The following is a 23,905-nucleotide window of genomic DNA, read 5'->3' on the forward strand; positions in this document are numbered from 1 at the left end:
GGGGCTTTGTGGTGATCTTGCGACCGAAGTCGGTCCGCCCATCTACCTCCAACACTTCTGGCATAACACTTGCTCTTGCCTTGCCGTGCGACTGTGAAAACCCGATTAGTGACGGATTATTGGCATGGCGAAGAGCGACGCAGCAGTAAAAGACCCCGCAACCAAAGGCAAACTCAAGCTGATTATCGTGATCGTGGTGGCCCTGCTGCTGGCGATCGGTGTGTCCGTGGGGGCGACCTGGTACTTCATGCACAGCGCTCAGAGCAAGCCTGCCGTCGCCGAGGCGCAAATCGCTCCCGTCGGCAAACAGCCAGCGATTTTCGAGTCGATGGCGCCGGCCTTCGTGGCCAACTTCAACCAGAACGGTCGCCAGCGCTACATGCAAGTGAGCATCACCATGCTTGGGCGCAATCAGGCGGATCTGGATGCCCTCAAGGTCCACATGCCGGTGATCCGCAATAACCTGGTCATGCTGTTCTCCGGGCAGGACTTCGCGACCCTCGCCTCGCCGGTCGGTCAGGAAATGCTGCGGCAGAAAGCCACCGCCAGCGTCCAGGAAGTGGCGCAGAAAGAGCTTGGCAAAGTGGTGATCGAACAGTTGCTTTTCACTAATTTCGTACTGCAGTAGGAACACGACATGGCCGTGCAGGACCTGCTGTCCCAGGATGAGATCGACGCGCTGTTGCATGGCGTCGACGATGGTCTGGTACAGACCGAAAACGCTGCCGAACCCGGCACCGTCAAAAGCTATGACCTGACCAGCCAGGATCGCATCGTCCGTGGACGCATGCCGACCCTGGAAATGATCAACGAGCGTTTCGCCCGCTATACCCGCATCAGCATGTTCAACATGCTGCGGCGCTCGGCGGACGTGGCGGTCGGCGGCGTGCAGGTGATGAAGTTCGGCGAATACGTGCACTCGCTGTACGTGCCGACCAGTCTCAACCTGGTCAAGATCAAGCCCCTGCGCGGCACTGCGCTGTTCATCCTCGACGCCAAACTGGTGTTCAAGCTGGTGGACAACTTCTTCGGCGGTGACGGCCGGCACGCCAAGATCGAAGGACGTGAATTCACGCCGACCGAACTGCGTGTGGTGCGCATGGTGCTGGAGCAGGCGTTCGTCGATTTGAAGGAGGCCTGGCAGGCGATCATGGAAGTCAACTTCGAGTACATCAACTCGGAAGTGAACCCGGCCATGGCCAACATCGTCGGCCCGAGCGAAGCCATTGTGGTGTCGACCTTCCACATCGAACTCGATGGCGGTGGCGGCGACCTGCACGTGACCATGCCGTACTCGATGATCGAGCCGGTGCGCGAAATGCTCGACGCCGGCTTCCAGTCGGACCTCGACGACCAGGACGAGCGCTGGGTCAACGCCCTGCGCCAGGACGTGCTGGACGTCGACGTGCCGATCGGTGCGACCGTGGCTCGTCGTCAGTTGCGCCTGCGCGACATCCTGCACATGCAGCCGGGGGACGTGATCCCGGTCGACATGCCGGAAGAAATGATCATGCGCGCCAACGGCGTGCCGGCCTTCAAGGTCAAGATGGGCTCGCACAAGGGCAACCTGGCGTTGCAAGTGATCGAGCCGATCGAGCGCCGTTGACCGGCGCTCGATCCCATTCGCGATTAACCGAATTCTGAATTTTTGCTCGCCGAGGACACTGACAATATGAACACCCAGGACGATCAGGCACTGGCCGATGAATGGGCTGCGGCCCTGGAAGAAACCGGCGATGCCGGGCAGGCCGATATCGACGCTTTGCTGGCCGCCGATTCCGGCAGCTCCGCGTCCAACCGCCTGCCTATGGAAGAGTTCGGCAGCGTGCCGAAAAACAACGATCCGGTCAGCCTCGAAGGCCCGAACCTGGACGTGATCCTCGATATCCCGGTGTCGATTTCCATGGAAGTGGGCAGCACCGACATCAACATCCGCAACCTGCTGCAACTGAACCAGGGTTCGGTGATCGAGCTCGATCGCCTGGCCGGTGAGCCGCTGGACGTGCTGGTCAATGGCACGCTCATCGCCCATGGCGAAGTGGTGGTGGTCAACGAGAAGTTCGGCATCCGCCTGACGGACGTGATCAGCCCAAGCGAACGCATCAAGAAGCTGCGCTGAGTGAACAAGGTTCTTGGATTTGCGCTGGCGATGCCGTTCAGCGTGCTGGCGGCCGAGCCGGTTGCAACGGCAGCCACGGCTGCTGCGCCGGCGGTGAGCAGTGGTGTGGCTGGGCAACTGACGCAGCTGGTGTTCGGCTTGCTGCTGGTGCTGGGGCTGATCTTTCTCCTCGCCTGGTTGCTGCGGCGGGTCCAGCAGGCCGGTCCGGCTGGCAAAGGGCAGGTGATCGAGATTGTCGGCTCCCGCGCGCTGGGGCCTCGCGACCGGCTGATGCTGGTGCAGGTCGGCAGCGAGCAGATTCTGTTGGGCCTGAGCCCCGGCAACATTGCTGCGCTGCACGTGCTCAAGGAGCCGGTGCAAGTGCCGAGTACCGAGAAGCCTACGCCGGAATTTGCCCAGCGCCTGTTGGAGATGCTGGGTAAAGATCAGAAGGATAAGAAGTAATGGGTGCGCTACGCATCGTCTTGACGCTGGCCCTGATGCTGGCCGCGCCACTGGCATTCGGCGCCGATCCGCTGTCGATCCCGGCCATCACCCTGGGCACCAATGCACAGGGTGCGCAGGAATACTCGGTCAGCCTGCAAATCCTGCTGATCATGACCGCGCTGAGTTTTATCCCGGCGTTTGTCATGCTGATGACCAGTTTCACCCGGATCATCATTGTCTTCTCGATCCTGCGCCAGGCCCTGGGCCTGCAACAAACGCCATCGAACCAGATCCTCACCGGCATGGCGCTGTTCCTGACCCTGTTCATCATGGCACCGGTGTTCGACCGGGTGAACCAGGACGCCTTGCAGCCGTATCTGGCGGAAAAACTGACCGCCCAGGATGCGGTCGCCAAGGCGCAGGTGCCGATCAAGAACTTCATGCTCGCACAGACCCGCACCAGCGATCTGGAGCTGTTCATGCGCTTGTCCAAACGGACTGACATCGCGACGCCGGATCAGGCGCCGCTGACCATCCTGGTGCCGGCCTTCGTGACTTCCGAGCTGAAAACGGCGTTCCAGATCGGCTTCATGATCTTCATTCCGTTCCTGATCATCGATCTGGTCGTGGCCAGTATATTGATGGCCATGGGTATGATGATGCTCTCGCCGTTGATCATTTCCCTGCCGTTCAAGATCATGTTGTTCGTGCTGGTGGATGGCTGGGCGCTGATCATCGGCACGCTGGCCAGCAGCTTCGGCGGTGTCTCGCCATGACGCCGGAAGTTGCTGTCGACATCTTTCGCGAAGCGCTGTGGCTGACCACCATGATGGTGGCGATCCTGGTGATTCCAAGTTTGCTGGTGGGCTTGCTGGTGGCGATGTTCCAGGCCGCCACCCAGATCAACGAACAGACCCTGAGCTTCCTGCCGCGCCTGCTGGTGATGCTGGTGACGCTGATCGTCGGCGGTCCATGGATGGTGCAGACCTTCATGGATTACATCCTGCAGTTGTACGGCAGCATTCCTCAGGTCATCGGCTAAACCATGTCACTGCTTGCGCTGACCGATACGCAGATCAGCACCTGGGTGGCGACGTTCATGTTGCCGCTGTTTCGCGTCGGCTCCTTGCTGATGGTCATGCCGGTGTTCGGCACGACCTTGCTGCCGCGGCGCATCCGCCTGTATTTCGCGCTGGCCATTACCGTGGTCATCGCGCCGGGCCTGCCGCCGATGCCGCCGGTCAATCCCCTGGATCTGAGCGGGCTGTTGCTGATTGCCGAGCAGATTCTCATTGGTGCGGTGATGGGGTTCTCCTTGCAGTTGTTCTTCCAGGCCTTTGTGGTGGCCGGGCAAATCGTCGCCATCCAGATGGGCATGGGCTTCGCTTCCATGATCGACCCGGCCAACGGCGTATCGACGGCGGTGATCGGGCAGTTTTTCACCATGCTGGTGACGCTGCTGTTCCTGTCCATGAACGGTCATCTGGTGGTGTTCGAGATTCTCACCGAAAGCTTCACCACATTGCCGGTGGGCAGTGGCCTGATGGTCAATCACTACTGGGAGCTGGCCGGCAAGCTCGGCTGGGTGCTCGGTTCAGCGTTGTTGCTGGTGTTGCCGGCGATCACCGCGCTGCTGGTGGTCAACATCGCGTTTGGCGTCATGACCCGGGCGGCGCCGCAACTGAACATTTTCTCTGTTGGCTTCCCGCTGATCCTGGTGCTTGGGCTGTTCATCGTCTGGGTCGGGCTGGCGGACATTCTCAACCAGTATCAACCGCTGGCCTCCGAGGCCCTGCAGTTACTACGCGAAATGGCACGGGCGAGCTGAGTCATGGCCGAGAGCGAAAGCGGTCAGGACAAAACAGAAGACCCCACGGAGAAGCGCAAGCAGGACTCCCGTGAAAAGGGTGAGGTGGCCCGGTCCAAGGAACTCAACACCCTGGCGATCATGCTGGTCGGTGCCTCGGCGCTGCTGATTTTTGGCGGCGCCCTGGCGCAGGACATGATGGAGCTGATGCGTATCAACTTCTCGCTGCCGCGGGAAGTGATCCTGGATCAGCGCTACATGGCCACCTACCTGATGCGTTCGGGGCAAATTGCCCTGTGGTCGATCCAGCCGGTGATGATCACCTTGGTGCTGGCCGCCATCATCGGTCCGATTTCCCTGGGTGGCTGGCTGTTTGCGGCGAGCTCCATGGCGCCCAAATTCAGCCGCTTGAACCCTGGTCCCGGCCTCAAGCGCATGTTCTCGGCCAAGTCGCTGATTGAGCTGCTCAAGGCCCTGGCCAAGTTCATCATCATTCTGTTCGTGGCGCTGGCGGTGTTGTCGTCGGATATCGATGACCTGCTGCGCATCGCCCATGAGCCCTTGGACATGGCAATCATTCACAGCCTGCAAGTGGTGGGCTGGAGCACCCTGTGGATGGCATGCGGGCTGATCCTGATCGCTGTGGTGGATGTGCCGGTGCAGCTCTGGGAAAGCCACAAGAAACTGCTGATGACCAAGCAGGAGGTGCGCGACGAGCATAAGGACCAGGAGGGGAGGCCGGAGGTCAAGCAGCGGATTCGACAGCTGCAGCGTGAGATGTCTCAGCGCCGGATGATGGCCGCCATTCCCGAGGCCGACGTGGTCATCACCAACCCGACGCACTACGCCGTGGCCCTCAAGTACGACCCGGAAAAAGGCAATGCGCCGGTATTGCTGGCCAAGGGTAGCGACTTCCTGGCCCTGAAGATCCGTGAGATCGCGGTGGCCAACGAGATCCTGCTGCTGGAGTCACCGGCGCTGGCGCGCTCGATCTACTACTCCACTGAGCTTGAGCAGGAAATTCCCGGCGGGCTGTATCTGGCGGTCGCGCAGGTGCTGGCTTACGTCTACCAGATCCGCCAGTACCGGGCGGGCAAGGGCAAACGACCGGATCCGCTCAAGGATGATCTGCCGATTCCGCCGGATTTGCGCCGCGATTCCTGAGTTTTGTTCTAACCCTGATGAACTCTTCGCTGGCAAGCCAGCGCCTACAAGATTTCGCGGAACCTGTAGGAGCGGGCTTGCCCGCGAAGGCGTCAGTCCAGCAATGCATATTCCCCTGAAAAAACTACAGGTTCGGCGATACCCCTGTAGGAGCGGGCTTGCCCGCGAAGGCGTCAGTCCAGCAATACATATCCCCCTGAAAAAACTCTCTATTTCTCCCTCTGCAAAAGTTGGAAAGCTTCTTGCAGTAGCCGCTCTGCGCCCGCTTCAGGCGTCAAAAGATTGCTTTAAAGGAACGGGGAAAACCGGTGGATCGCTCTCAGTTAATCAACAGTGCCCGCAGCAACATTGCCGACCTCAGTCGAGGCAATCTGGGCGTGCCGCTGTTGCTGCTGGTCATGCTGGCGATGATGATGTTGCCGGTGCCGCCGTTCCTGCTCGACGTGTTCTTCACCTTCAACATTGCCCTGTCCATCGTCGTGCTGCTGGTGTGCGTCTACGCCTTGCGGCCGCTGGATTTCGCGGTATTCCCGACCATTCTGCTGGTGGCGACGCTGTTGCGCCTGGCGTTGAACGTGGCCTCCACGCGGGTCGTGATGCTGCACGGCCAGGACGGCCATGCGGCGGCCGGCAAGGTGATCCAGGCATTCGGCGAGGTGGTGATCGGCGGTAACTACGTGGTCGGTATCGTGGTCTTCGCGATCTTGATGATCATCAACTTCGTCGTGGTGACCAAGGGTGCAGGGCGGATTTCCGAGGTGAGCGCGCGTTTCACTCTCGATGCGATGCCCGGCAAGCAAATGGCGATCGACGCCGATTTGAACGCCGGCCTGATCGATCAGAACCAGGCGAAACTGCGCCGGATGGAAGTGGCTCAGGAAGCCGAGTTCTACGGCTCCATGGACGGTGCCAGCAAGTTCGTGCGCGGTGACGCCATTGCTGGTCTGCTGATCCTGTTCATCAACCTGATTGGTGGCATGGCGGTCGGCATCTTCCAGCACAACATGACCTTTGCCGACGCCGGCAAGGTGTATGCGCTGTTGACCATCGGTGACGGTTTGGTGGCGCAATTGCCATCACTGTTGTTATCGACAGCCGCCGCGATCATGGTGACCCGTGCTTCCGGTTCGGAAGACATGGGCAAGCAAATCAATCGCCAGATGTTCGCCTCGCCCAAGGCGCTGGCGGTGGCCGCAGGCTTGATGGCGGTCATGGGCCTGGTGCCCGGCATGCCGCACTTCTCGTTTCTGAGCATGGCGGCCCTGGCGGCCGGTGGCGCCTACCTCTTCTGGAAGAAGCAGAGCGTCGCCAAGGTGCAGGCCCTGCAAGAGGTCAAGCGCCAGCAGGAGCTGCTGCCGTCGCCGGCCCGCGCCCAGGAAACCAAGGAGCTTGGCTGGGATGACGTGACGCCCATCGACATGATCGGCCTGGAAGTGGGTTATCGCCTGATTCCGTTGGTGGACCGCAACCAGGGCGGCCAGTTGCTTGCGCGGATCAAGGGGGTGCGCAAGAAACTGTCCCAGGATCTGGGCTTCCTGATGCCGACCGTGCATATCCGCGACAACCTCGACCTGGCGCCGAGTGCCTATCGCCTGACCCTCATGGGGGTGATCCTGGCTGAAGCGGAGATTTACCCGGATCGGGAGCTGGCGATTAACCCGGGGCAGGTCTACGGCACGCTCAACGGCATTACCGCCAAAGATCCGGCTTTCGGCCTGGAGGCGGTCTGGATTGAAATCAGCCAGCGCGCCCAGGCGCAATCCCTCGGTTATACGGTGGTCGATGCCAGTACCGTAGTGGCTACCCACCTGAACCAGATACTTTACAAGCACTCCAGTGAACTGATCGGTCACGAAGAAGTGCAGCAGCTCATGCAATTGCTGGCCAAAAGCTCGCCGAAACTGGCCGAGGAACTGGTGCCGGGCGTGGTTTCGCTGTCGCAGCTGCTCAAGGTGCTGCAAGCGCTGTTGGCCGAGCAAGTGCCGGTACGCGACATCCGCAGCATTGCCGAGGCCATCGCCAACAATGCCGCCAAGAGTCAAGATACCGCCGCGCTGGTGGCTGCCGTGCGGGTTGGCGTATCCCGTGCAATCGTGCAAAGCATTGTAGGCACTGAGTCGCAGCTGCCAGTGATCACGCTGGAGCCAAGGTTGGAACAGATATTGCTCAATAGTCTGCAAAAGGCCGGGCAAGGCTCGGAAGAAGGCGTTCTGCTGGAGCCAAGCATGGCTGAGAAGCTGCAACGCTCGCTGATTGACGCGGCGCAGCGCCAGGAGATGCAAGGTCAGCCGGTGATTCTGCTGGTGGCCGGTCCGGTTCGCGCAATGCTCTCGCGATTTGGCCGGCTCGCAGTCCCGGGTTTGCACGTGTTGGCTTACCAGGAAATCCCTGACAACAAGCAAGTGACCATCGTTGCGACAGTAGGGCCCAACGGCTGAGGTAGTGGTTTATGCAAGTTAAGCGTTTTTTCGCCGCCGATATGCGTCAGGCCATGAAGCTGGTTCGCGATGAGCTGGGCGCTGATGCCGCCATCATTGGCAACCGTCGGATCGCCGGAGGCGTCGAGCTGACGGCTGCGCTGGATTACAAGTTGTCGGCGCTGGCGCCACGGGTTCCGAACATGGAGCTCGAAGACGAGTTGCGCAAGACGCAGTCGCGGATCGTCACCGCCCAGGCCGAATTGAGCCTGCGTAGCGATGGCGAGAGCGACCAGAGCACCAACCGTCAGTTGTTCGCCGGCTTGCCGTTGACCGCCGCCGAGCCGCTGATCGAGCCGACGTACGCCGAACCTCGTCGCCCCGCACCAGCCGTTGCGCCTGCGTCCGGTGGCGTGGACCCGCGGGCGTTCGACTCGATGCGATTCGAGCTCAACAGCCTGCGCGAACTCATGGAAGTACAACTCGGGTCCCTGGCCTGGAATCAGCTGCAAGGCAGCCGTCCGGACCAGGCCAACCTTTGGCGTCGCCTGCAACGCATTGGCCTGTCTGGCCCGCTGTCGCGCGACCTGCTGGCGCTGATCACCGAGATCGAAGAACCTCGTCAGGCTTGGCGCATGTTGCTGGCGCACCTGGCGCGCATGATCGCGACCCCCGAAGTCGAGCCGCTGGAGGAGGGCGGTGTGATCGCCATGGTCGGCCCTGCCGGCATGGGCAAGACCACCACCCTGGCCAAACTGGCGGCCCGTTACGTGCTCAAGTACGGCGCGCAGAACATTGCGCTGGTGAGCATGGACAGCTTCCGCATCGGTGCCCAGGAGCAGCTCAAGACCCTGGGGCGCATTCTCAATGTGTCGGTGACTCACGTCGACCCGGGCCAGTCCCTGGTGCAGGCGCTGGAACCCTTGCTGCGCAAGCGTGTGGTGCTGATCGATACCGCAGGCCTGCAGGCCAGCGACCCGGCCCTGCGCATGCAGCTCGAAAGCCTGGCCAGTCGTGGCATTCGCTCAAAAAATTATCTGGTCCTGGCAACCACCAGCCAGAAGCAGGTTCTAACCGCCGCTTATCACAGTTACAAGCGTTGTGGGCTCGCTGGCTGCATCCTGACTAAACTGGATGAGACGGCTAGTCTGGGCGAGGTGTTGAGCCTGGCCATCAGTCATGAGTTACCCGTGGCCTACCTGACCGATGGCCCGCGGATTCCGGATGATCTCCATCTGCCGCGCCGTCATCAGTTGGTCAGTCGCGCCGTCAGCGTGCAAATGCAGGAAGAACCCAGCGAAGAAGCCATGGCTGACATGTTCGCTGATATTTACCACAGCCAAACCAAGCAGGTTGGCTAAGGTAGTAATGAACAGTTTTTGTACCTACATCGATGGTCTGCCATGCATTGTTCCGATTGTGAACGCGCAGCCAGTAATGTGGCCTCCGTCTATGCAAGACAAGGTAAAGAAATAACATGGGCAGCATGCATCCCGTACAGGTGATCGCGGTGACCGGCGGCAAAGGTGGCGTCGGGAAAACTAACGTGTCAGTGAACTTGTCCCTGGCTTTGGCTGAGCTTGGCCGGCGCGTCATGCTGTTGGACGCCGACCTGGGACTGGCGAACGTTGACGTTCTGCTGGGCCTGACACCCAAACGTACCCTGGCCGACGTGATCGAGGGCCGCTGCGAACTGCGCGATGTACTGCTGCAGGGACCCGGCGGCATCCGTATCGTTCCGGCCGCATCCGGCACTCAGAGCATGGTGCATCTGAGCCCCGCGCAACACGCCGGCCTGATCCAGGCCTTCAGTGATATCGGCGACAACCTCGACGTATTGGTGATCGACACCGCGGCGGGCATTGGTGACTCGGTCGTCAGTTTCGTTCGCGCAGCCCAGGAAGTGCTGCTGGTGGTGTGCGACGAGCCGACCTCGATTACCGATGCCTACGCCTTGATCAAATTGCTCAATCGCGACTACGGCATGAACCGCTTCCGCGTCCTGGCCAACATGGCCCAGAGCCCGCAGGAAGGACGCAACCTGTTCGCCAAGTTGACCAAGGTCACGGATCGCTTCCTCGACGTCGCCCTGCAATACGTCGGCGCGGTGCCCTACGACGAAAGCGTGCGCAAGGCCGTGCAGAAACAGCGTGCCGTCTACGAGGCCTTCCCGCGTTCCAAGTGCTCGCTGGCGTTCAAGGCCATCGCGCAGAAGGTCGATACCTGGCCACTGCCTGCCAACCCCCGTGGGCACCTGGAATTTTTCGTCGAGCGCCTCGTGCAGCAGACAGCAGGACCGGTTCTATGACAGCAAGCGGTTACAACCTCTACAAAAAATCGGCGCGTGATGCGCAGTACGAGCTGATCGAGCGTTACGCGCCGCTGGTTAAACGCATTGCCTACCACTTGCTGGCGCGCCTGCCGGCCAGCGTTCAGGTAGAAGACCTGATCCAGGCCGGGATGATCGGCCTGCTTGAAGTGTCGACCAAATATGACGCCAGCAAAGGCGCCAGTTTCGAGACGTACGCGGGCATTCGAATCCGCGGCGCCATGCTCGATGAAGTGCGCAAGGGGGATTGGGCGCCACGTTCGGTTCACCGCAATACGCGCATGGTCAGCGACGCTATTCGCTCGATTGAAGCGAAAACCGGCCGTGATGCTAAAGATCACGAAGTTGCGGCCGAACTCCAATTGAGTCTCGATGATTACTACGGGATTTTGAACGACACCCTGGGCAGCCGGTTATTCAGTTTCGACGATCTGTTGCAGGACGGCGAACACGAAGGGCTGCACGAGGATGGCGCGAGTGCTCATATCGAGCCGTCACGCGACCTGGAAGATGAACGCTTCCAGGCTGCGCTGGCGGAGGCGATTGCCAATTTGCCGGAGCGTGAGCGACTGGTGTTGGCGCTGTACTACGACGAAGAGTTGAACCTCAAGGAAATCGGTGAGGTCCTGGGGGTCAGCGAATCTCGGGTCAGCCAGTTACACAGCCAGTGCGCAGCCCGTTTACGGGGGCGTTTGGGGGAGTGGCGAGCGCGCTGAAGGCAGTGTGGGGGACACTGCGAACGAGACCGGTGTGGTGTTGAACTGCGCCGGTCGCGATCTGTTGTGCTCCAGACAGTCATTGAGTGCTTTGCCGGATTGATTGAAATGGCGCGTCCAGGTGCTGGGCGCGTTTAAGACTGCTTGGAGGTCGAATTGGACAAGAACATGAAAATCCTCATCGTTGATGACTTCTCAACGATGCGGCGGATCATCAAGAACCTGCTGCGTGACCTTGGGTTCACCAACACCGTCGAGGCCGACGATGGCACTACCGCCATTCCGGTGCTCAACAGCGGAAGCATCGACTTTCTGGTAACGGACTGGAACATGCCTGGCATGACCGGTATCGATCTGCTGCGCCACGTGCGTGCCGATGAAAAGCTCAAGCACCTGCCGGTGCTGATGGTGACCGCTGAAGCCAAGCGTGAGCAGATCATCGAAGCGGCCCAGGCCGGCGTTAACGGCTATGTGGTCAAACCCTTCACGGCCCAGGCGTTGAAAGAAAAAATCGAGAAGATTTTCGAACGCATCGGTTGATGAGTGCGCCACGGGGGAGCTATGGGCAATAACGAAACTTCATTGGGCGACTTTGAGTCGACCCTGAAAAAACACGCCGTCGAATTGGTCGCGAGCCTTGAAAAAGGCAAGTTCGGCGACGCGGTGCAATTGATCCATGAGCTCAACCAGACCCGTGACCGCGGCCTGTATCAGGAAGTGGGCAAGCTCACTCGCGAACTGCATAGCGCAATCGTCAATTTCCAGATTGACCCGCACATGCCGCAAGCCGAAGAAGTGTCCCAGATCACCGACGCCGCGGAGCGTCTGGGCTATGTGGTCAAGCTGACCGAGGCCGCGGCCAACCGCACCATGGACCTGGTGGAAAGTGCCACGCCGCTGGTCAATGGCCTGGCGGATGAAGCCCAGGCCTTGAGCGCGGACTGGGGGCGCTTCATGCGTCGTGAAGTCGGCGCTGAAGAGTTCCGCGAACTGGCCCGTCGGGTCGAGGGGTTCCTGGCGCGCAGCGGCACGGACAATCGCGCGGTGTCGGGCAACCTCAACGACATCCTGCTCGCCCAGGATTACCAGGACCTCACGGGGCAAGTGATCAAGCGAGTGACCCAGTTGGTCACCGAAGTCGAAAGCAACCTGCTCAAGCTCGTGCTGATGGCCAGTCAGGTGGACCGCTTTGCGGGCATCGAACATGACCGTGAGGCGATGCTTGCTGAAAAAGATCCGCAAAAACATCTCTCTCAGGGTGAAGGTCCGCAGATTCATGCCGATAAAAGAGAAGACGTTGTGTCCGGTCAGGACGATGTGGACGATTTGCTATCCAGCCTGGGATTTTAGAGTTTCAGGTTTTTTAGGTTTTTAGACCTGTAGGAGCACCCCCCTTAATGAGCTTCGGCGCCGATGAAGAGATCCTTCAGGATTTCCTGGTTGAGGCCGGCGAGATTCTAGAGCAACTGTCCGAGCAACTGGTCGAGCTGGAAAGCCGTCCGGATGATGCGGATCTGCTCAATGCAATTTTTCGCGGTTTTCACACTGTAAAAGGGGGCGCCGGCTTCCTCCAGCTCAATGAGCTGGTGGAGTGCTGCCACATCGCCGAGAACGTGTTCGACATCCTGCGCAAGGGTGAGCGTCGCGTCGACTCGGAACTGATGGACGTGGTTCTCGAAGCGCTGGACGCGGTGAACAGCATGTTCAGCGAGGTCCGCGATCGCGGCCCGATCACGGCCGCTACACCGCAACTGCTCGCGGCGCTGGCCCGTCTGGCCGAACCGCAATCGGCTGACGAGGCGGCTGCTGCACCTGTCGCCGCCGTGGTCGAAGCGCCTGTGGCTGAAAGCGAATCGGGCGACATCACCGACAATGAATTCGAACAACTGCTGGACTCGCTGAATGCCGTCAAGGCTCAGGCCGAGGCGCCGGCGGCGATGTCTGTGCCGGTCAGCAATGCGGCTGCCAGCGACGAAATCACCGATGCGGAGTTCGAGTCGTTGCTCGATCAACTGCACGGCAAGGGTCAGTTCGCCGTTGACGCGGTGGTCCCGGCGCCAGCTGCGCCAGAGGCTCCGAAAGCGGTAGGCGACAGCTCCGATATTACTGACGACGAATTCGAAGCGCTGCTCGACCAACTGCACGGCAAGGGTAACTTTGCTGTCGATGCGCTCGAATCGGCCATCGCTTCTGTGCCAGCACCTGCTGCGCCAGCCGCCATTGCGGCCGGCAGCGATCTGATCAGCGATCACGAATTTGAATCGCTGCTCGACGAGTTGCACGGCAAGGGCAAGTTCAGCGAAGTCGGCAAAGCGACAGTTGCCAGCGGATCGAACACGTCCGTTGCCGCGGCGGCCGCGAAGGCGGCGGCGCCGAAACCGGTGGCCAAGGCACCCGAGCCAAAAGCCGAAACGCCGGCTGCTGCCGCTGCACCTGCTGCCGCACGTACTCCGGCCGCGCCACCGGCGGAAAAACCGGCCAGCGAAGCCGAGACCACCGTGCGCGTCGATACCGCGCGTCTCGACGAGATCATGAACATGGTCGGCGAGTTGGTGCTGGTGCGTAACCGCCTGGTCCGTCTGGGCCTCAACAGCGGCGACGAAGCCATGTCCAAGGCCGTGTCGAACCTCGATGTGGTCACGGCCGACCTGCAAACCGCGGTCATGAAGACCCGGATGCAGCCGATCAAGAAAGTCTTCGGGCGTTTCCCGCGCCTGGTTCGCGACCTGGCTCGCCAGCTCAAGAAAGAGATCAACCTGGAACTGGTCGGCGAAGAAACCGACCTCGACAAGAACCTCGTCGAAGCCCTGGCCGATCCGTTGGTCCACTTGGTGCGCAACGCAGTCGACCACGGCATCGAATCGCCGGAAGAACGCGAGGCCTCGGGCAAGGCCCGGGGTGGCAAGGTCATTCTGGCGGCCGAGCAGGAAGGCGACCACATCCTGCTGTCGATCTCCGATGACGGCAAAGGCATGGATCCGAACGTCCTGCGTTCCATCGCGGTCAAGCGCGGTGTGATGGACAAGGATGCGGCGGACCGCCTGAGCGACACCGAGTGCTACAACCTGATCTTCGCCCCGGGTTTCTCGACCAAGACCGAGATCTCCGACGTATCGGGTCGCGGCGTGGGCATGGACGTGGTGAAAACCAAGATTTCCCAGCTCAACGGTTCGATCAACATCTACTCGGCCAAGGGGCAGGGTTCGAAGATTGTCATCAAGGTGCCGCTGACCCTGGCGATCATGCCGACGCTGATGGTCATGCTCGGCAACCAGGCGTTTGCGTTCCCGCTGGTGAACGTCAACGAGATCTTCCACCTCGACCTGTCGACCACCAACGTCGTGGACGGCCAGGAAGTGGTGATCGTGCGGGACAAGGCACTGCCATTGTTCTATCTCAAACGCTGGCTGGTCAGCTCCGCCGCTCACGAAGAGCAGCGCGAGGGCCATGTGGTGATCCTTTCGGTGGGCACGCAGCGGATCGGCTTTGTCGTCGATCAACTGGTGGGCCAGGAAGAAGTGGTCATCAAGCCATTGGGCAAAATGCTCCAGGGAACGCCGGGCATGTCCGGCGCCACCATCACCGGTGACGGCCGCATCGCGCTGATTCTCGATGTTCCGAGCATGCTCAAGCGTTACGCCACACGGCGTATTTGATTCTGGTGGAGCGGGGCGCCTGGCCTCGCTCCATCTAATGGAGTGTTTATGGCAGTCAAAGTCCTGGTGGTGGACGATTCGGGGTTTTTCCGCCGCCGCGTCTCGGAAATTCTTTCAGCGGATTCCAATATCCAGGTCGTCGGCACGGCGACCAACGGCAAAGAGGCGATCGATCAGGCGCTGGCTCTCAAGCCCGACGTGATCACCATGGACTACGAGATGCCGATGATGGACGGCATCACCGCCGTACGGCACATCATGCAGCGCTGCCCGACCCCGGTCCTGATGTTCTCCTCGCTGACCCACGAAGGCGCCCGCGTCACGCTCGATGCGCTGGATGCCGGCGCGGTGGACTTCCTGCCGAAAAACTTCGAAGACATCTCGCGCAACCCCGAGAAGGTCAAGCAACTGCTGTGCGAAAAGATCCTGAGCATCTCGCGCAGCAATCGTCGCGTCAGCACTTACAGCGCTCCGGCCCCTGTGGCCGCACCCGCTCCAACACCTGCGCCTTCGAGCGTCGGCAGTTACGGCAGCAGCGCGCCCGTGCGTCCGGCACCGGCACCGATTCCGGCGCGTACACAGGCGGCCACTGCGCCGTCGCCCGCGCCAAAACGCAAGGCCTACAAACTGGTGGCCATCGGTACGTCCACCGGCGGTCCGGTTGCCCTGCAGCGGGTGTTGACCCAATTGCCGGCCAGTTTCCCGGCCCCGATCGTGTTGGTTCAACATATGCCGGCCGCCTTCACCAAGGCTTTCGCCGAGCGCCTGGACAAGCTCTGCCGCATCAGCGTCAAGGAAGCCGAGGATGGCGACATCCTGCGTCCGGGCCTGGCGCTGCTGGCGCCGGGTGGCAAGCAGATGATGATCGACGGCCGCGGTGCGGTGAAAATCCTCCCGGGTGACGAGCGTCTGAATTACAAGCCGTGCGTGGACATCACCTTCGGTTCGGCAGCCAAGTCCTACGGCGACAAAGTTCTGGCGGTCGTCCTCACCGGCATGGGCGCCGATGGTCGAGAAGGCGCGCGTATGCTCAAGCAGGGCGGCAGTTCGATCTGGGCACAGGACGAAGCCAGTTGCGTGATCTACGGCATGCCGATGGCCATCGTCAAAGCCGAGCTCGCGGACGCGGTGTACAGCCTTGACGACATTGGCAAGCACCTGGTCGAGGCCTGTATCTGATGGATGTTCTAAGCCTGATCGGCATCATCATGGCCTTCGTCGCCATCATCGGTGGCAACTATCTCGAAGGTGGTCATCTCGGCGCCCTGGCCAACGGTCCGGCAGCGCTGATCGTGCTCGGCGGCACCATTGGCGCCGCGCTGTTGCAATCGCCGATGAGTGCCTTCAAGCGTGCGATGCAGATCCTCGCCTGGATCCTGTTCCCGCCTCGCGTTGACCTGGCCGGTGGCATCGACCGCGTGGTGAACTGGAGCCTGACCGCCCGCAAGGAAGGTCTGCTAGGCCTTGAAGGTATCGCCGACGCAGAACCCGACAACTACGCGCGCAAAGGCCTGCAACTGCTGGTCGACGGCGCCGAGCCGGAAGCGATCCGCAGCATTCTGGAAGTGGATTTCTACACCCAGGAAAGCCGCGATGTCGAAGCGGCCAAAGTCTTCGAAAGCATGGGCGGTTACGCGCCGACCATCGGCATCATCGGTGCGGTGATGGGCCTGATTCACGTCATGGGCAACCTGGGTGATCCGTCGCAACTGGGTAACGGCATCGCCGTGGCGTTCGTTGCCACCATCTACGGCGTGGCCAGTGCCAACCTGGTGCTGTTGCCGATTGCCGCCAAACTCAAATCCATCGCGTTGCGTCAGTCGCGTTATCGCGAAATGTTGCTGGAAGGGCTCCTGTCGATTGCCGAAGGTGAAAACCCTCGCTCAATTGAGTTGAAGCTTCAAGGCTTCATGGATTGATGGATTGATGGGAGACATGGACCATGGCACGTCGTCGCCAGCATGAAGAGCATGTAAACCATGAACGTTGGCTGGTTTCCTACGCCGACTTCATCACCTTGCTGTTCGCTTTTTTCGTGGTGATGTACTCGATCTCGGCGATCAACGAAGGCAAGTACAAGGTCATTTCCGAAGCGCTGATCGGCGTCTTCACCGATTCCGATCGTTCGCTCAAGCCGATCCCCATCGGTGACGAGCGGCCGAAGACCGTGACCCCGGCCAAGCCGCTGGTCAAGGACAGTGACCAGGTCGATGCCGGTGTCGCCGGCACCAGCGATCCACTCAAAAGCATCGCCGATGACATCAGCGCGGCGTTCGGTGACCTGATCAGCTCCAACCAGATGACTGTGCGCGGCAATGAGCTGTGGGTCGAGATCGAGCTCAATTCCAGCCTGTTGTTCGGCAGCGGCGACGCCATGCCCAGCGACATCGCGTTCAACATCATCGACAAGGTCGCGGCGATCCTGAAGCCGTTCGACAACCCGATTCACGTCGAAGGTTTTACCGACGATCAACCGATCCGTACCGCGCAGTACCCGACCAACTGGGAACTGTCCTCGGCCCGTTCGGCCAGCATCGTGCGCATGCTGGCGATGCAGGGGGTGAACCCCGGTCGCCTGGCGTCGGTGGGCTACGGCGAGTTTCAGCCGGTGGCCAACAATGCCACGGCTGAAGGCCGCGCACGCAACCGTCGCGTGGTGCTGGTGGTGTCGCGCAACCTCGATGTGCGCCGCAGCCTGACCGGCACCGGAACCGCCCATGCGCAACCGGATGCCGCATTGAAGCGTGCTGGCACACAAACTGCACCGACCCCGGTCAAGTCGCCGGTACGAGAGAGCGCCGTCAATTCTCCGTCGCCCGCATTAACACGTTGAGCTATTTCTCGGCCGATCCGTTCGGCCGGGAGGAACAATCCGAATGAGAGTCTGGGCAGTCGCCAATCAAAAGGGTGGTGTCGGTAAAACCACTTCCTCCATCGCTTTAGCCGGTTTACTGGCGGAGGCGGGCAAGCGTGTGGTCGTGGTCGATCTCGACCCCCACGGCTCGATGACCAGCTATTTCGGCTACGATCCCGACAGCCTGGAGCACAGCAACTACGACCTGTTCCTGCACAAGGGCGGCGTGCCGCAAGGCCTGCCGGGTCAACTGCTGCTGTCGACCAGTGACGAACGCATCTCCCTGTTGCCCTCCAGCACCGCGCTGGCCACCCTTGAGCGCCAGTCGCCGGGGCAGAGCGGTTTGGGCCTGGTGATTGCCAAGAGCCTGGCGCAACTGTGGCAGGACTTCGATTACGCCGTGATCGACAGCCCGCCATTGCTTGGCGTGTTGATGGTCAATGCCTTGGCGGCGAGCCAGCAACTGGTGATCCCGGTGCAGACCGAACACCTGGCGGTCAAAGGCCTTGAGCGTATGGTCAACACCCTGGCGATGATCAACCGCTCGCGTAAACAGGCGCTGCCTTTCACCATCGTGCCGACGCTGTTTGACCGACGCACCCAGGCGTCCCTCGGAACCTTGCGCGTGCTGCGCGACAAATTCCCCGACGAAATCTGGCAGGGCTACATCCCGGTGGACACGCGCCTGCGCGATGCCAGTCGAGCGGGGCTGACGCCTTCACAATTCGACGGCAAGAGCCGTGGCGTTCTCGCTTACCGCGCGTTGCTCAAGCATCTGCTGGCGGCACAACTCGTTCCGCAGGTGGCTTGAGATGAATTCAATCCCTGTAGGAGCTGCCGCAGGCTGCGATCTTTTGATCTTGCTTTGTGGCGTCCTTGAAAAGATCAAGAGCAAAAGATCGCAGCCTGTGGCAGCTCCTACGATGGTGTGCGCATGAATCGGCCGGTGAAGGTCACGTCGCGCCCGCAACTGGCGCTGCAGTCGTATCTGGACAACTTGCTGCAGGACGCAACCGAAGAATTGCCACCGGAAATTGAAGCGCTGCCCGAGGTGGTCGAGGTTGCAGCTGCGCTGGATGAGTTCCAGGCGGCCGTGCTTGAAGAGCAGGCTCGTGATGCGCAAAAACCAGCATTGGCTGCTGCCCCCGTCGTTGTGCCAGTGGCAAAAGCACCAGTGGCCGTGATCGAAGCGCCGGCACCGGTCCTGGCGCCGGTATCGACCATCGCGCCGTTGCTGCAAACACTGGTGGCGTCTGTCGCCGAAGTGCCGCCAGCACCAGAGCCTGTGGCGGTCGAGGTGCAGCGGATTCTGGTGGCGCCGGTGGTCGAAGTGCATCTGCCACCCGCGAACACGCCGCCACCGGTACAAACCGACGGTCGTCCGTCCTGGGCTGCCGAACCCTTCGAATGCCTGCTGTTCGATGTCGCCGGGTTGACCCTGGCGGTGCCGTTGGTGTGCCTGGGTTCGATTTACTCCCTGGCCGGTCATGAGCTGACGCCGTTGTTCGGTCAGCCGGAGTGGTTCCTGGGCATCCTGCCGAGCCAGGCCGGCAACCTCAAGGTCCTCGATACCGCGCGCTGGGTCATGCCCGACCGTTATCGCGACGATTTCAAGCAGGGTCTGCAATACGTGATTTCGGTGCAAGGCTACGAGTGGGGGCTGGCGGTGCATCAGGTCAGCCGCTCGTTGCGCCTGGACCCGAATGAAATCAAATGGAGAAGTCACCGAGGCCAGCGGCCATGGCTGGCCGGCACGGTGATTGAACACATGTGTGCCTTGCTCGACGTTTCCGCGCTGGCCGAGTTGATCGCCAGCGGCGGGGCAAAGCACATGGGCGGCCAAAAGCCGACCCACAAAACTACATAACAGAACAACACCGCCAGGGCGGTTTCTTGAGGGGATCAGGGTATGAATGACAAGGCGACGGCGGCAAAGGGTTCCGAAGATCCGATCCTGCAATGGGTCACCTTCAAGCTGGACAACGAGACCTACGGCATCAACGTGATGCGCGTTCAGGAAGTCCTGCGCTACACCGAAATCGCCCCGGTCCCGGGTGCCCCGAGTTACGTGCTGGGTATCATCAACCTGCGCGGCAACGTCGTCACCGTGATCGACACCCGCCAGCGCTTCGGCCTGATGAATGCCGAGATCAGCGACAACACCCGTATCGTCATCATCGAAGCCGACAAGCAGGTGGTCGGGATCATGGTCGACAGCGTGGCCGAAGTGGTTTACCTGCGTCAGTCGGAAATCGAAACCGCGCCGAACGTGGGTAACGAAGAGTCCGCCAAGTTCATTCAAGGCGTGTGCAACAAGAACAACGAATTGCTCATCCTGGTCGAGCTCGACAAGATGATGAGCGAAGAAGAATGGTCGGAACTGGAGAGTATCTGATTGATTCTCGAGGTTGCGGTCATTGTCCTGTTCCTGTTCTGGGCAGGCACGCTGGCAATGTTCCTGGCGTACATTCGCGCTCAAAAGCAGATCGCCGCACAACAGACCAAGGGTGATGCGCTGCGCGATCAGCGTATCAAGGACCTGGCCAAGTGTGTCGACGATTACCAGAACGGCAATGTGCGCATGGGCGAAGATCTGCATGAGCTGCGGGCGATCGTTGCGCCGTTGCCGGACAAACTCGCCCAGCTGGAACAGCGTGATCCTTCAAGCCTGTCGTTTGCTCAGGCAGCGCGACTGGTCGGGATGGGCGCCAGCGTCAACGAACTGACCCAGTCCTGTGGCCTGACCCAGGCTGAGGCGGAGTTGATGAGCAAGTTGCACAAGAACTGAGTTTTTCAGTTCCTTTGAGATTGCTATCGCGAGCGAGCTCGCTCCCACAGTAGTTCTATGTCGGACACAATATCCGTGTTCACTGAAGATCAATTGTGGGAGCGAGCTTGCTCGCGATGGCGTCTTCGAATGCGCAGCAATCTTCTCCGCGATCCGACGCATCCCCCTTCATCCTCAGACAGGTATTACACCGTCGTAGTCTCCTGTCTATATCTTTCTCAGATTTCACAGTCTTGTGTTCGCAACCCGCCATCAGTAGGTTGAACATCTTGTTCAAGATATGCAGTGCCAAGGAGGCTTATGATCGACATTGTGCGCGGTACACCGCTGTGGGTTTATGCGGTTTTTCTGATCCTGACTTATTACGGTGTCATTGCCTGTTTCAAGAGTCATGAGTCGAAAAGGTCATTGCAGATTACGCCGGTGATATTCGTGATCCTGTCCCTGGCTTCGCTGAATATCTCCCAAAGTGTAGTCATTCCATTCTCGGCCTATGTAATCGGGTTATTGGCCGGATGGTTGCTGGCACTGCGCTTTTTCTCGTACGGCAATGTGCAGCGCGAGGGGGAACATCTGGTTCTGCCTGGCACGATCAAGGTGCTGATGGTGTATTGGGGCTTCTTTGCATGGCGTTACTACCTTGGCTATCAGGCAGCGATGTATCCGGAAATGGCCAATGAATTGCCGATGACGGCAGGGTCGGCACTGGGGGCTGGCCTTATCAATGGATTGATTGTCGGTCGCAGTCTCAGGCTTTTGCGCTTTGCAGGAGCTGGCTTGCCAGCGAAGGCGGCTAAATGACCGGTGCAATATTCAAGGCCGTGGAATGGCGTACGCCCTGTAGGAGCTGTCGAGTGAAACGAGGCTGCGATCTTTTACATTCAACACAAACTCAATAATCATCCCCGCGTTCGGTGACATCTTTCTCCACCATCACCGATTCTGGACTCTACCCCTCGGAAAACATCCCCTTCAAACTCCGCGCAAATGCAATGATCTCGGCAATCGTGCGGTGCAACTTCATCGCAATATTCTCCTGATCAGCAATTTCTTTTGCTCAGACCTGTTGAGGTAGTTCGGCTGTTTCTTGTCGTGCGCCAAGATTAGATGATCGTTCATACGTTGTTTAGTGCCAATTCTTACGCTCGAAAACTTTTTAAATCCATTATTTTGAAATGCTTTTATAAAGCAAAAAAACTGTCATATTTGATAGTTTAATATTTGCTGGGAGGGGTGTTCAATAAGCGTGTCCCGTTCTAATGTCGGGAATGATTTAAATCTTTCGGCCTCGGCCTTATGTAAAGGAGATTCAGATGAGCAGTGTTCGTGAACGTAAAACTGGCTCCATAATAGAGTTTAATCCTGAGTTAACCCATGGGTTCGTAACAATATCAAGCATTGCGGGTAAAAAGGCTCGATTTCGACTACAGGAATATAATAGTCCGGGTTGGCCGGAAGTGGGAATTCGGGTTTCTTACTATCTTAGTCAACGTGGAGGAGGAGAGGATCCTCTCTACATTGCTGAAAATCTTCTTCGACTCCCCTGAGTGACAGCCACCAGTTGATGGATGAACTGATGGTCGGAGCGTGATAATCGCAGGCGTATATAGCCAGGACTTTATAAAGGTTATCTGATCAAAACGCTGCCGTGACAGTTATCGATAGAATGATGCTTTCATTCTGATGTTGCAGTGGTGATATCACGCTCCATCTTCGGCGCCTCCGGATCATGCCCCGCCGGAAACTTCCCCTTCAAACTCCACGCAAACGCAATGATCTCGGCAATCGTCAGATACAACTCCTGGGGAATGCTGTCCCCCAGTTCCATACGGGCTAGCAGTCTCACCAGTTCGGCGTTTTCGTAGATCGGCACTTCGCAGTCGCGGGCAATGCGCAGGATTTCTTCCGCCAGTTCTTCGTCGCCCTTGGCGGTGAGGGTGGGAGCATGGCTGCCGTCGTATTTGAGAGCGATGGCCTGGCGTGGGGCGTTGGGGTTTTTCATGCGGTTTCGTCGACCCAGCGTTGTTCGAGACGGGTTTGCGGACCTTGGGGTGGTGTGCCGAGGTGGCAATCGAGGTCGCCGACGTTCAGGCCGGCGGACAGCAAGCGGTCGCGTAGCCCGCTGAGGTTGCTGTCGATCAGGCTGGCGGTGTAAGGCCGCTCGGCCCAGAGCTGGCTGCTGAGGCTGTCCTTGATCAGCTGCGCCTGAATTTGCAGCGGCCCCAAAGGCTCCATGGCGAAGGCCAACTCCACACGCCACAGCTGTTGCTTGGGTTCGCGTTCTTCGCGACGCTCCTTCGGCTGGTCTTTTTCGGGTGACTCTTCACGCTGGAATTTGACCTGCAAGGGCACGATGTCCTGCATGTTGCGCATCGGGATTTCCAGCTGCCAGGTGCTCATCAGCCGCCCGTCGGCGGTTACGCCGGTTTGTTCCAGGCTCGACAGCTGATGGCTTTGCAGGCGTGAAACCGCGGCGGCGGCCAGGCGTAGCAGGTGTTCGAGGTCGTTCTCGCCGTCGGCGCTTTGCAACCGGCGTTCGGGCAGCGGGAAACCGCTCGGCGACGGTTTGGCACTGACCTGGCCAAGCAGGCCCAGGGCATTGCGGACAAAATTCGGCATGGCCTGGGCCAGGGTGTTGGCGGCGATGATCGCGCCGAGGCTGGTGTTGGCTGGCAAGCCCTGACTCAACTGCGCAACCAGTTTGAGCAGGTCGCCTTTCATGTCCGGCGCGAGTGTCGGGTTTTGCCCGGTCAGCAATTTGCTTTCGAGAAATACACCGCTGCTGGCCACGGCCTGGGCCAGGCCCTTGGGGGTGCTCAATTGTTGAACATCCGGCAGGACGGCGAGCAACCGGGTAGCGGCGCTGCGCAATTCAACGGATGTCTGGTCCGAGGGCGCAAGGTTTTGCAGGAGCTTGAGCAAGCCATCCAGCGACCCCTGGCGGCTTTGCTGGTCGACCAGTTGCCGGGTCACCGCCAGTTGTTCCTGGCGGCTGCTCAGCGGCACGAACTTCAAAGTCTGGCTGTCCTGCACCTGTGCGCTCAGCAAGGTGCCGATGCGCAAGGGCTGCGGACTGTCGATGCTCAGGGTACTGCCACTCAGTGCGGTATTGAGCAGGCTCACCATCGAGCGAAACACCATGGACTGGCCAGGCACCTGCGGCAACACTTGCGAGGTCAGCACTTTGCCTTGCAGCAGGGTGCCAACCGGCAGTTGCGCAGTGTCGAGGCGGGTGAGGATGGCGACGCTGGAGGCGATGGCCTGTTGCACCGTCACGGCCAGACTACCGGCCGTGGGTTGGGTGACGACCAGCGTGGTGCCCTGGGCCAGCGGTTGATTACTGGTGGTCTGGACCGTGGTCTGGCGCCCGCTGTCGAGGGTGACCTTGAGCAGCATCTGGAAAGTCTGATCCGCCTGCTTGAGCGACAAGACTTCGGCCTGGGCGGTTTGACCGACGCTGATCAGCCCCTCCACCGGCGTCAGCAATTTGAGCAGTTCACCGCTGACCACCGGCGGGCGTGATGTCGCCGGCAGGGTTTGCGGTAGCGGGAGGATGTTCATTTCGCCTGTCATACGCGGTCACAACCTGAGGAAAATCCACTCTTTGGAGTAAGGCCTGGCATGTATAA

At 60.0% G+C, this 23,905-nt stretch carries 26 protein-coding genes and 1 pseudogene; 24 read left to right on the forward strand and 3 right to left on the reverse strand.

Annotated features, from left to right (window positions below; translation table 11 throughout):
* Window positions 1-124 precede the first annotated feature (124 nt).
* The 23 genes from fliL (at window position 125) to ACM6IK_RS06295 (ending at window position 21,077) form a co-directional block, all read left to right on the forward strand.
* Window positions 125-628: a flagellar basal body-associated protein FliL gene (fliL, locus tag ACM6IK_RS06185; protein WP_414873598.1), complete on the forward strand. Its 504-nt coding sequence runs from the start codon at window positions 125-127 to the stop codon at window positions 626-628.
* 9 nt (window positions 629-637) lie between these two features.
* Entirely contained in the window at window positions 638-1,606 is a 969-nt protein-coding gene (fliM, locus tag ACM6IK_RS06190; RefSeq protein WP_103394738.1) for a flagellar motor switch protein FliM, read from the forward strand.
* 66 nt (window positions 1,607-1,672) lie between these two features.
* Window positions 1,673-2,119, forward strand: a complete 447-nt coding sequence (gene fliN, locus ACM6IK_RS06195) for a flagellar motor switch protein FliN (protein ID WP_057398370.1) — start codon at window positions 1,673-1,675, stop codon at window positions 2,117-2,119.
* Window positions 2,120-2,149: 30 nt separating this feature from the next.
* Entirely contained in the window at window positions 2,150-2,563 is a 414-nt protein-coding gene (gene fliO / locus ACM6IK_RS06200; RefSeq protein WP_414873692.1) for a flagellar biosynthetic protein FliO, read from the forward strand.
* Complete coding sequence (gene fliP / locus ACM6IK_RS06205) at window positions 2,563-3,321, forward strand: flagellar type III secretion system pore protein FliP (RefSeq protein WP_218432705.1); 759 nt, start codon at window positions 2,563-2,565, stop codon at window positions 3,319-3,321. Before fliO ends, fliP begins: the two co-directional genes overlap by 1 nt.
* Entirely contained in the window at window positions 3,318-3,587 is a 270-nt protein-coding gene (gene fliQ, locus ACM6IK_RS06210) for a flagellar biosynthesis protein FliQ (RefSeq protein ID WP_007983364.1), read from the forward strand. Before fliP ends, fliQ begins: the two co-directional genes overlap by 4 nt.
* Window positions 3,588-3,590: 3 nt before the next feature.
* Window positions 3,591-4,373 carry a flagellar biosynthetic protein FliR gene (gene fliR, locus ACM6IK_RS06215; RefSeq protein ID WP_414873599.1) on the forward strand — a complete coding sequence of 261 codons (783 nt, stop codon included), beginning with the start codon at window positions 3,591-3,593 and terminating at the stop codon, window positions 4,371-4,373.
* 3 nt (window positions 4,374-4,376) lie between these two features.
* Window positions 4,377-5,516 (forward strand): flagellar biosynthesis protein FlhB, encoded by a 1,140-nt coding sequence (flhB, locus tag ACM6IK_RS06220; RefSeq protein WP_108218654.1) that lies wholly within the window; start codon window positions 4,377-4,379, stop codon window positions 5,514-5,516.
* Window positions 5,517-5,824: 308 nt separating this feature from the next.
* Complete coding sequence (gene flhA, locus ACM6IK_RS06225; protein WP_414873600.1) at window positions 5,825-7,954, forward strand: flagellar biosynthesis protein FlhA; 2,130 nt, start codon at window positions 5,825-5,827, stop codon at window positions 7,952-7,954.
* An 11-nt stretch (window positions 7,955-7,965) separates the two neighbouring features.
* The gene (gene flhF, locus ACM6IK_RS06230; protein ID WP_414873601.1) at window positions 7,966-9,294 is read left to right on the forward strand and encodes a flagellar biosynthesis protein FlhF; all 1,329 of its coding nucleotides are present in this window, start codon (window positions 7,966-7,968) and stop codon (window positions 9,292-9,294) included.
* A 116-nt stretch (window positions 9,295-9,410) separates the two neighbouring features.
* Window positions 9,411-10,241: a flagellar synthesis regulator FleN gene (gene fleN, locus ACM6IK_RS06235; protein ID WP_008001746.1), complete on the forward strand. Its 831-nt coding sequence runs from the start codon at window positions 9,411-9,413 to the stop codon at window positions 10,239-10,241.
* Window positions 10,238-10,978 carry an RNA polymerase sigma factor FliA gene (gene fliA / locus ACM6IK_RS06240; RefSeq protein ID WP_223461391.1) on the forward strand — a complete coding sequence of 247 codons (741 nt, stop codon included), beginning with the start codon at window positions 10,238-10,240 and terminating at the stop codon, window positions 10,976-10,978. The genes fleN and fliA overlap by 4 nt, the downstream gene beginning before the upstream one ends.
* 168 nt (window positions 10,979-11,146) lie before the next feature.
* Complete coding sequence (locus ACM6IK_RS06245; RefSeq protein WP_003183998.1) at window positions 11,147-11,518, forward strand: chemotaxis response regulator CheY; 372 nt, start codon at window positions 11,147-11,149, stop codon at window positions 11,516-11,518.
* Window positions 11,519-11,539: 21 nt separating this feature from the next.
* Window positions 11,540-12,328, forward strand: a complete 789-nt coding sequence (locus ACM6IK_RS06250) for a protein phosphatase CheZ (protein ID WP_414873602.1) — start codon at window positions 11,540-11,542, stop codon at window positions 12,326-12,328.
* A 47-nt stretch (window positions 12,329-12,375) separates the two neighbouring features.
* The gene (locus ACM6IK_RS06255; protein WP_414873603.1) at window positions 12,376-14,634 is read left to right on the forward strand and encodes a chemotaxis protein CheA; all 2,259 of its coding nucleotides are present in this window, start codon (window positions 12,376-12,378) and stop codon (window positions 14,632-14,634) included.
* Window positions 14,635-14,682: 48 nt separating this feature from the next.
* Complete coding sequence (locus ACM6IK_RS06260) at window positions 14,683-15,813, forward strand: protein-glutamate methylesterase/protein-glutamine glutaminase (RefSeq protein ID WP_414873604.1); 1,131 nt, start codon at window positions 14,683-14,685, stop codon at window positions 15,811-15,813.
* Window positions 15,813-16,553 (forward strand): flagellar motor protein, encoded by a 741-nt coding sequence (locus tag ACM6IK_RS06265; protein ID WP_085716992.1) that lies wholly within the window; start codon window positions 15,813-15,815, stop codon window positions 16,551-16,553. The genes ACM6IK_RS06260 and ACM6IK_RS06265 overlap by 1 nt, the downstream gene beginning before the upstream one ends.
* Before the next feature lie 23 nt (window positions 16,554-16,576).
* Entirely contained in the window at window positions 16,577-17,467 is an 891-nt protein-coding gene (gene motD / locus ACM6IK_RS06270) for a flagellar motor protein MotD (protein ID WP_414873605.1), read from the forward strand.
* A gap of 43 nt (window positions 17,468-17,510) precedes the next feature.
* Window positions 17,511-18,299: a ParA family protein gene (locus tag ACM6IK_RS06275; RefSeq protein ID WP_414873606.1), complete on the forward strand. Its 789-nt coding sequence runs from the start codon at window positions 17,511-17,513 to the stop codon at window positions 18,297-18,299.
* Window positions 18,300-18,422: 123 nt separating this feature from the next.
* Window positions 18,423-19,355, forward strand: coding sequence for a chemotaxis protein CheW (locus tag ACM6IK_RS06280; protein ID WP_414873607.1), 933 nt, complete (start codon window positions 18,423-18,425; stop codon window positions 19,353-19,355).
* 42 nt (window positions 19,356-19,397) lie between these two features.
* A complete protein-coding gene (locus ACM6IK_RS06285; protein WP_007980742.1) occupies window positions 19,398-19,883 on the forward strand; it encodes a chemotaxis protein CheW in 486 nt (161 codons plus the stop codon).
* Window positions 19,884-20,276 (forward strand): DUF2802 domain-containing protein, encoded by a 393-nt coding sequence (locus tag ACM6IK_RS06290; RefSeq protein WP_414873608.1) that lies wholly within the window; start codon window positions 19,884-19,886, stop codon window positions 20,274-20,276.
* A 300-nt stretch (window positions 20,277-20,576) separates the two neighbouring features.
* Window positions 20,577-21,077: a hypothetical protein gene (locus tag ACM6IK_RS06295; protein WP_414873609.1), complete on the forward strand. Its 501-nt coding sequence runs from the start codon at window positions 20,577-20,579 to the stop codon at window positions 21,075-21,077.
* Window positions 21,078-21,225: 148 nt separating this feature from the next.
* Here ACM6IK_RS06295 and ACM6IK_RS06300 read toward each other — a convergent pair.
* Window positions 21,226-21,297, reverse strand: a pseudogene (locus tag ACM6IK_RS06300) (flagellar biosynthesis protein FlhB); the annotation flags it as partial.
* 292 nt (window positions 21,298-21,589) lie between these two features.
* Here ACM6IK_RS06300 and ACM6IK_RS06305 point away from each other — a divergent pair.
* Window positions 21,590-21,823, forward strand: coding sequence for a hypothetical protein (locus ACM6IK_RS06305; protein ID WP_414873610.1), 234 nt, complete (start codon window positions 21,590-21,592; stop codon window positions 21,821-21,823).
* Window positions 21,824-21,951: 128 nt separating this feature from the next.
* Here ACM6IK_RS06305 and ACM6IK_RS06310 read toward each other — a convergent pair whose 3' ends face one another.
* The gene (locus ACM6IK_RS06310) at window positions 21,952-22,278 is read right to left on the reverse strand and encodes an EscU/YscU/HrcU family type III secretion system export apparatus switch protein (protein WP_414873611.1); all 327 of its coding nucleotides are present in this window, start codon (window positions 22,276-22,278) and stop codon (window positions 21,952-21,954) included.
* Complete coding sequence (locus ACM6IK_RS06315; RefSeq protein WP_414873612.1) at window positions 22,275-23,849, reverse strand: flagellar hook-length control protein FliK; 1,575 nt, start codon at window positions 23,847-23,849, stop codon at window positions 22,275-22,277. Before ACM6IK_RS06315 ends, ACM6IK_RS06310 begins: the two co-directional genes overlap by 4 nt.
* Window positions 23,850-23,905: the final 56 nt, after the last annotated feature.

The organism is Pseudomonas sp. IT-196MI5 (genome assembly GCF_949767415.1).
Taxonomy (GTDB): Bacteria; Pseudomonadota; Gammaproteobacteria; order Pseudomonadales; family Pseudomonadaceae; genus Aquipseudomonas.

What these genes read in the sequence shown, in the direction of transcription:
- fliL (WP_414873598.1), top strand. Translation starts at nt 125, where the DNA reads ATGGCGAAGAGCGACGCAGCAGTAAAAGACCCCGCAACCAAAGGCAAA.
- fleN (WP_008001746.1), top strand. Translation starts at nt 9,411, where the DNA reads ATGGGCAGCATGCATCCCGTACAGGTGATCGCGGTGACCGGCGGCAAA.
- flhF (WP_414873601.1), top strand. Translation starts at nt 7,966, where the DNA reads ATGCAAGTTAAGCGTTTTTTCGCCGCCGATATGCGTCAGGCCATGAAG.
- fliO (WP_414873692.1), top strand. Translation starts at nt 2,150, where the DNA reads ATGCCGTTCAGCGTGCTGGCGGCCGAGCCGGTTGCAACGGCAGCCACG.
- fliN (WP_057398370.1), top strand. Translation starts at nt 1,673, where the DNA reads ATGAACACCCAGGACGATCAGGCACTGGCCGATGAATGGGCTGCGGCC.
- ACM6IK_RS06245 (WP_003183998.1), top strand. Translation starts at nt 11,147, where the DNA reads ATGAAAATCCTCATCGTTGATGACTTCTCAACGATGCGGCGGATCATC.
- fliM (WP_103394738.1), top strand. Translation starts at nt 638, where the DNA reads ATGGCCGTGCAGGACCTGCTGTCCCAGGATGAGATCGACGCGCTGTTG.
- fliQ (WP_007983364.1), top strand. Translation starts at nt 3,318, where the DNA reads ATGACGCCGGAAGTTGCTGTCGACATCTTTCGCGAAGCGCTGTGGCTG.
- ACM6IK_RS06295 (WP_414873609.1), top strand. Translation starts at nt 20,577, where the DNA reads ATGATCGACATTGTGCGCGGTACACCGCTGTGGGTTTATGCGGTTTTT.
- flhB (WP_108218654.1), top strand. Translation starts at nt 4,377, where the DNA reads ATGGCCGAGAGCGAAAGCGGTCAGGACAAAACAGAAGACCCCACGGAG.
- ACM6IK_RS06285 (WP_007980742.1), top strand. Translation starts at nt 19,398, where the DNA reads ATGAATGACAAGGCGACGGCGGCAAAGGGTTCCGAAGATCCGATCCTG.
- ACM6IK_RS06250 (WP_414873602.1), top strand. Translation starts at nt 11,540, where the DNA reads ATGGGCAATAACGAAACTTCATTGGGCGACTTTGAGTCGACCCTGAAA.
- ACM6IK_RS06255 (WP_414873603.1), top strand. Translation starts at nt 12,376, where the DNA reads ATGAGCTTCGGCGCCGATGAAGAGATCCTTCAGGATTTCCTGGTTGAG.
- motD (WP_414873605.1), top strand. Translation starts at nt 16,577, where the DNA reads ATGGCACGTCGTCGCCAGCATGAAGAGCATGTAAACCATGAACGTTGG.
- ACM6IK_RS06310 (WP_414873611.1), bottom strand. Translation starts at nt 22,278, where the DNA reads ATGAAAAACCCCAACGCCCCACGCCAGGCCATCGCTCTCAAATACGAC.
- ACM6IK_RS06280 (WP_414873607.1), top strand. Translation starts at nt 18,423, where the DNA reads ATGAATCGGCCGGTGAAGGTCACGTCGCGCCCGCAACTGGCGCTGCAG.
- fliA (WP_223461391.1), top strand. Translation starts at nt 10,238, where the DNA reads ATGACAGCAAGCGGTTACAACCTCTACAAAAAATCGGCGCGTGATGCG.
- fliR (WP_414873599.1), top strand. Translation starts at nt 3,591, where the DNA reads ATGTCACTGCTTGCGCTGACCGATACGCAGATCAGCACCTGGGTGGCG.
- ACM6IK_RS06315 (WP_414873612.1), bottom strand. Translation starts at nt 23,849, where the DNA reads ATGACAGGCGAAATGAACATCCTCCCGCTACCGCAAACCCTGCCGGCG.
- ACM6IK_RS06260 (WP_414873604.1), top strand. Translation starts at nt 14,683, where the DNA reads ATGGCAGTCAAAGTCCTGGTGGTGGACGATTCGGGGTTTTTCCGCCGC.
- ACM6IK_RS06265 (WP_085716992.1), top strand. Translation starts at nt 15,813, where the DNA reads ATGGATGTTCTAAGCCTGATCGGCATCATCATGGCCTTCGTCGCCATC.
- ACM6IK_RS06275 (WP_414873606.1), top strand. Translation starts at nt 17,511, where the DNA reads ATGAGAGTCTGGGCAGTCGCCAATCAAAAGGGTGGTGTCGGTAAAACC.
- ACM6IK_RS06305 (WP_414873610.1), top strand. Translation starts at nt 21,590, where the DNA reads ATGAGCAGTGTTCGTGAACGTAAAACTGGCTCCATAATAGAGTTTAAT.
- fliP (WP_218432705.1), top strand. Translation starts at nt 2,563, where the DNA reads ATGGGTGCGCTACGCATCGTCTTGACGCTGGCCCTGATGCTGGCCGCG.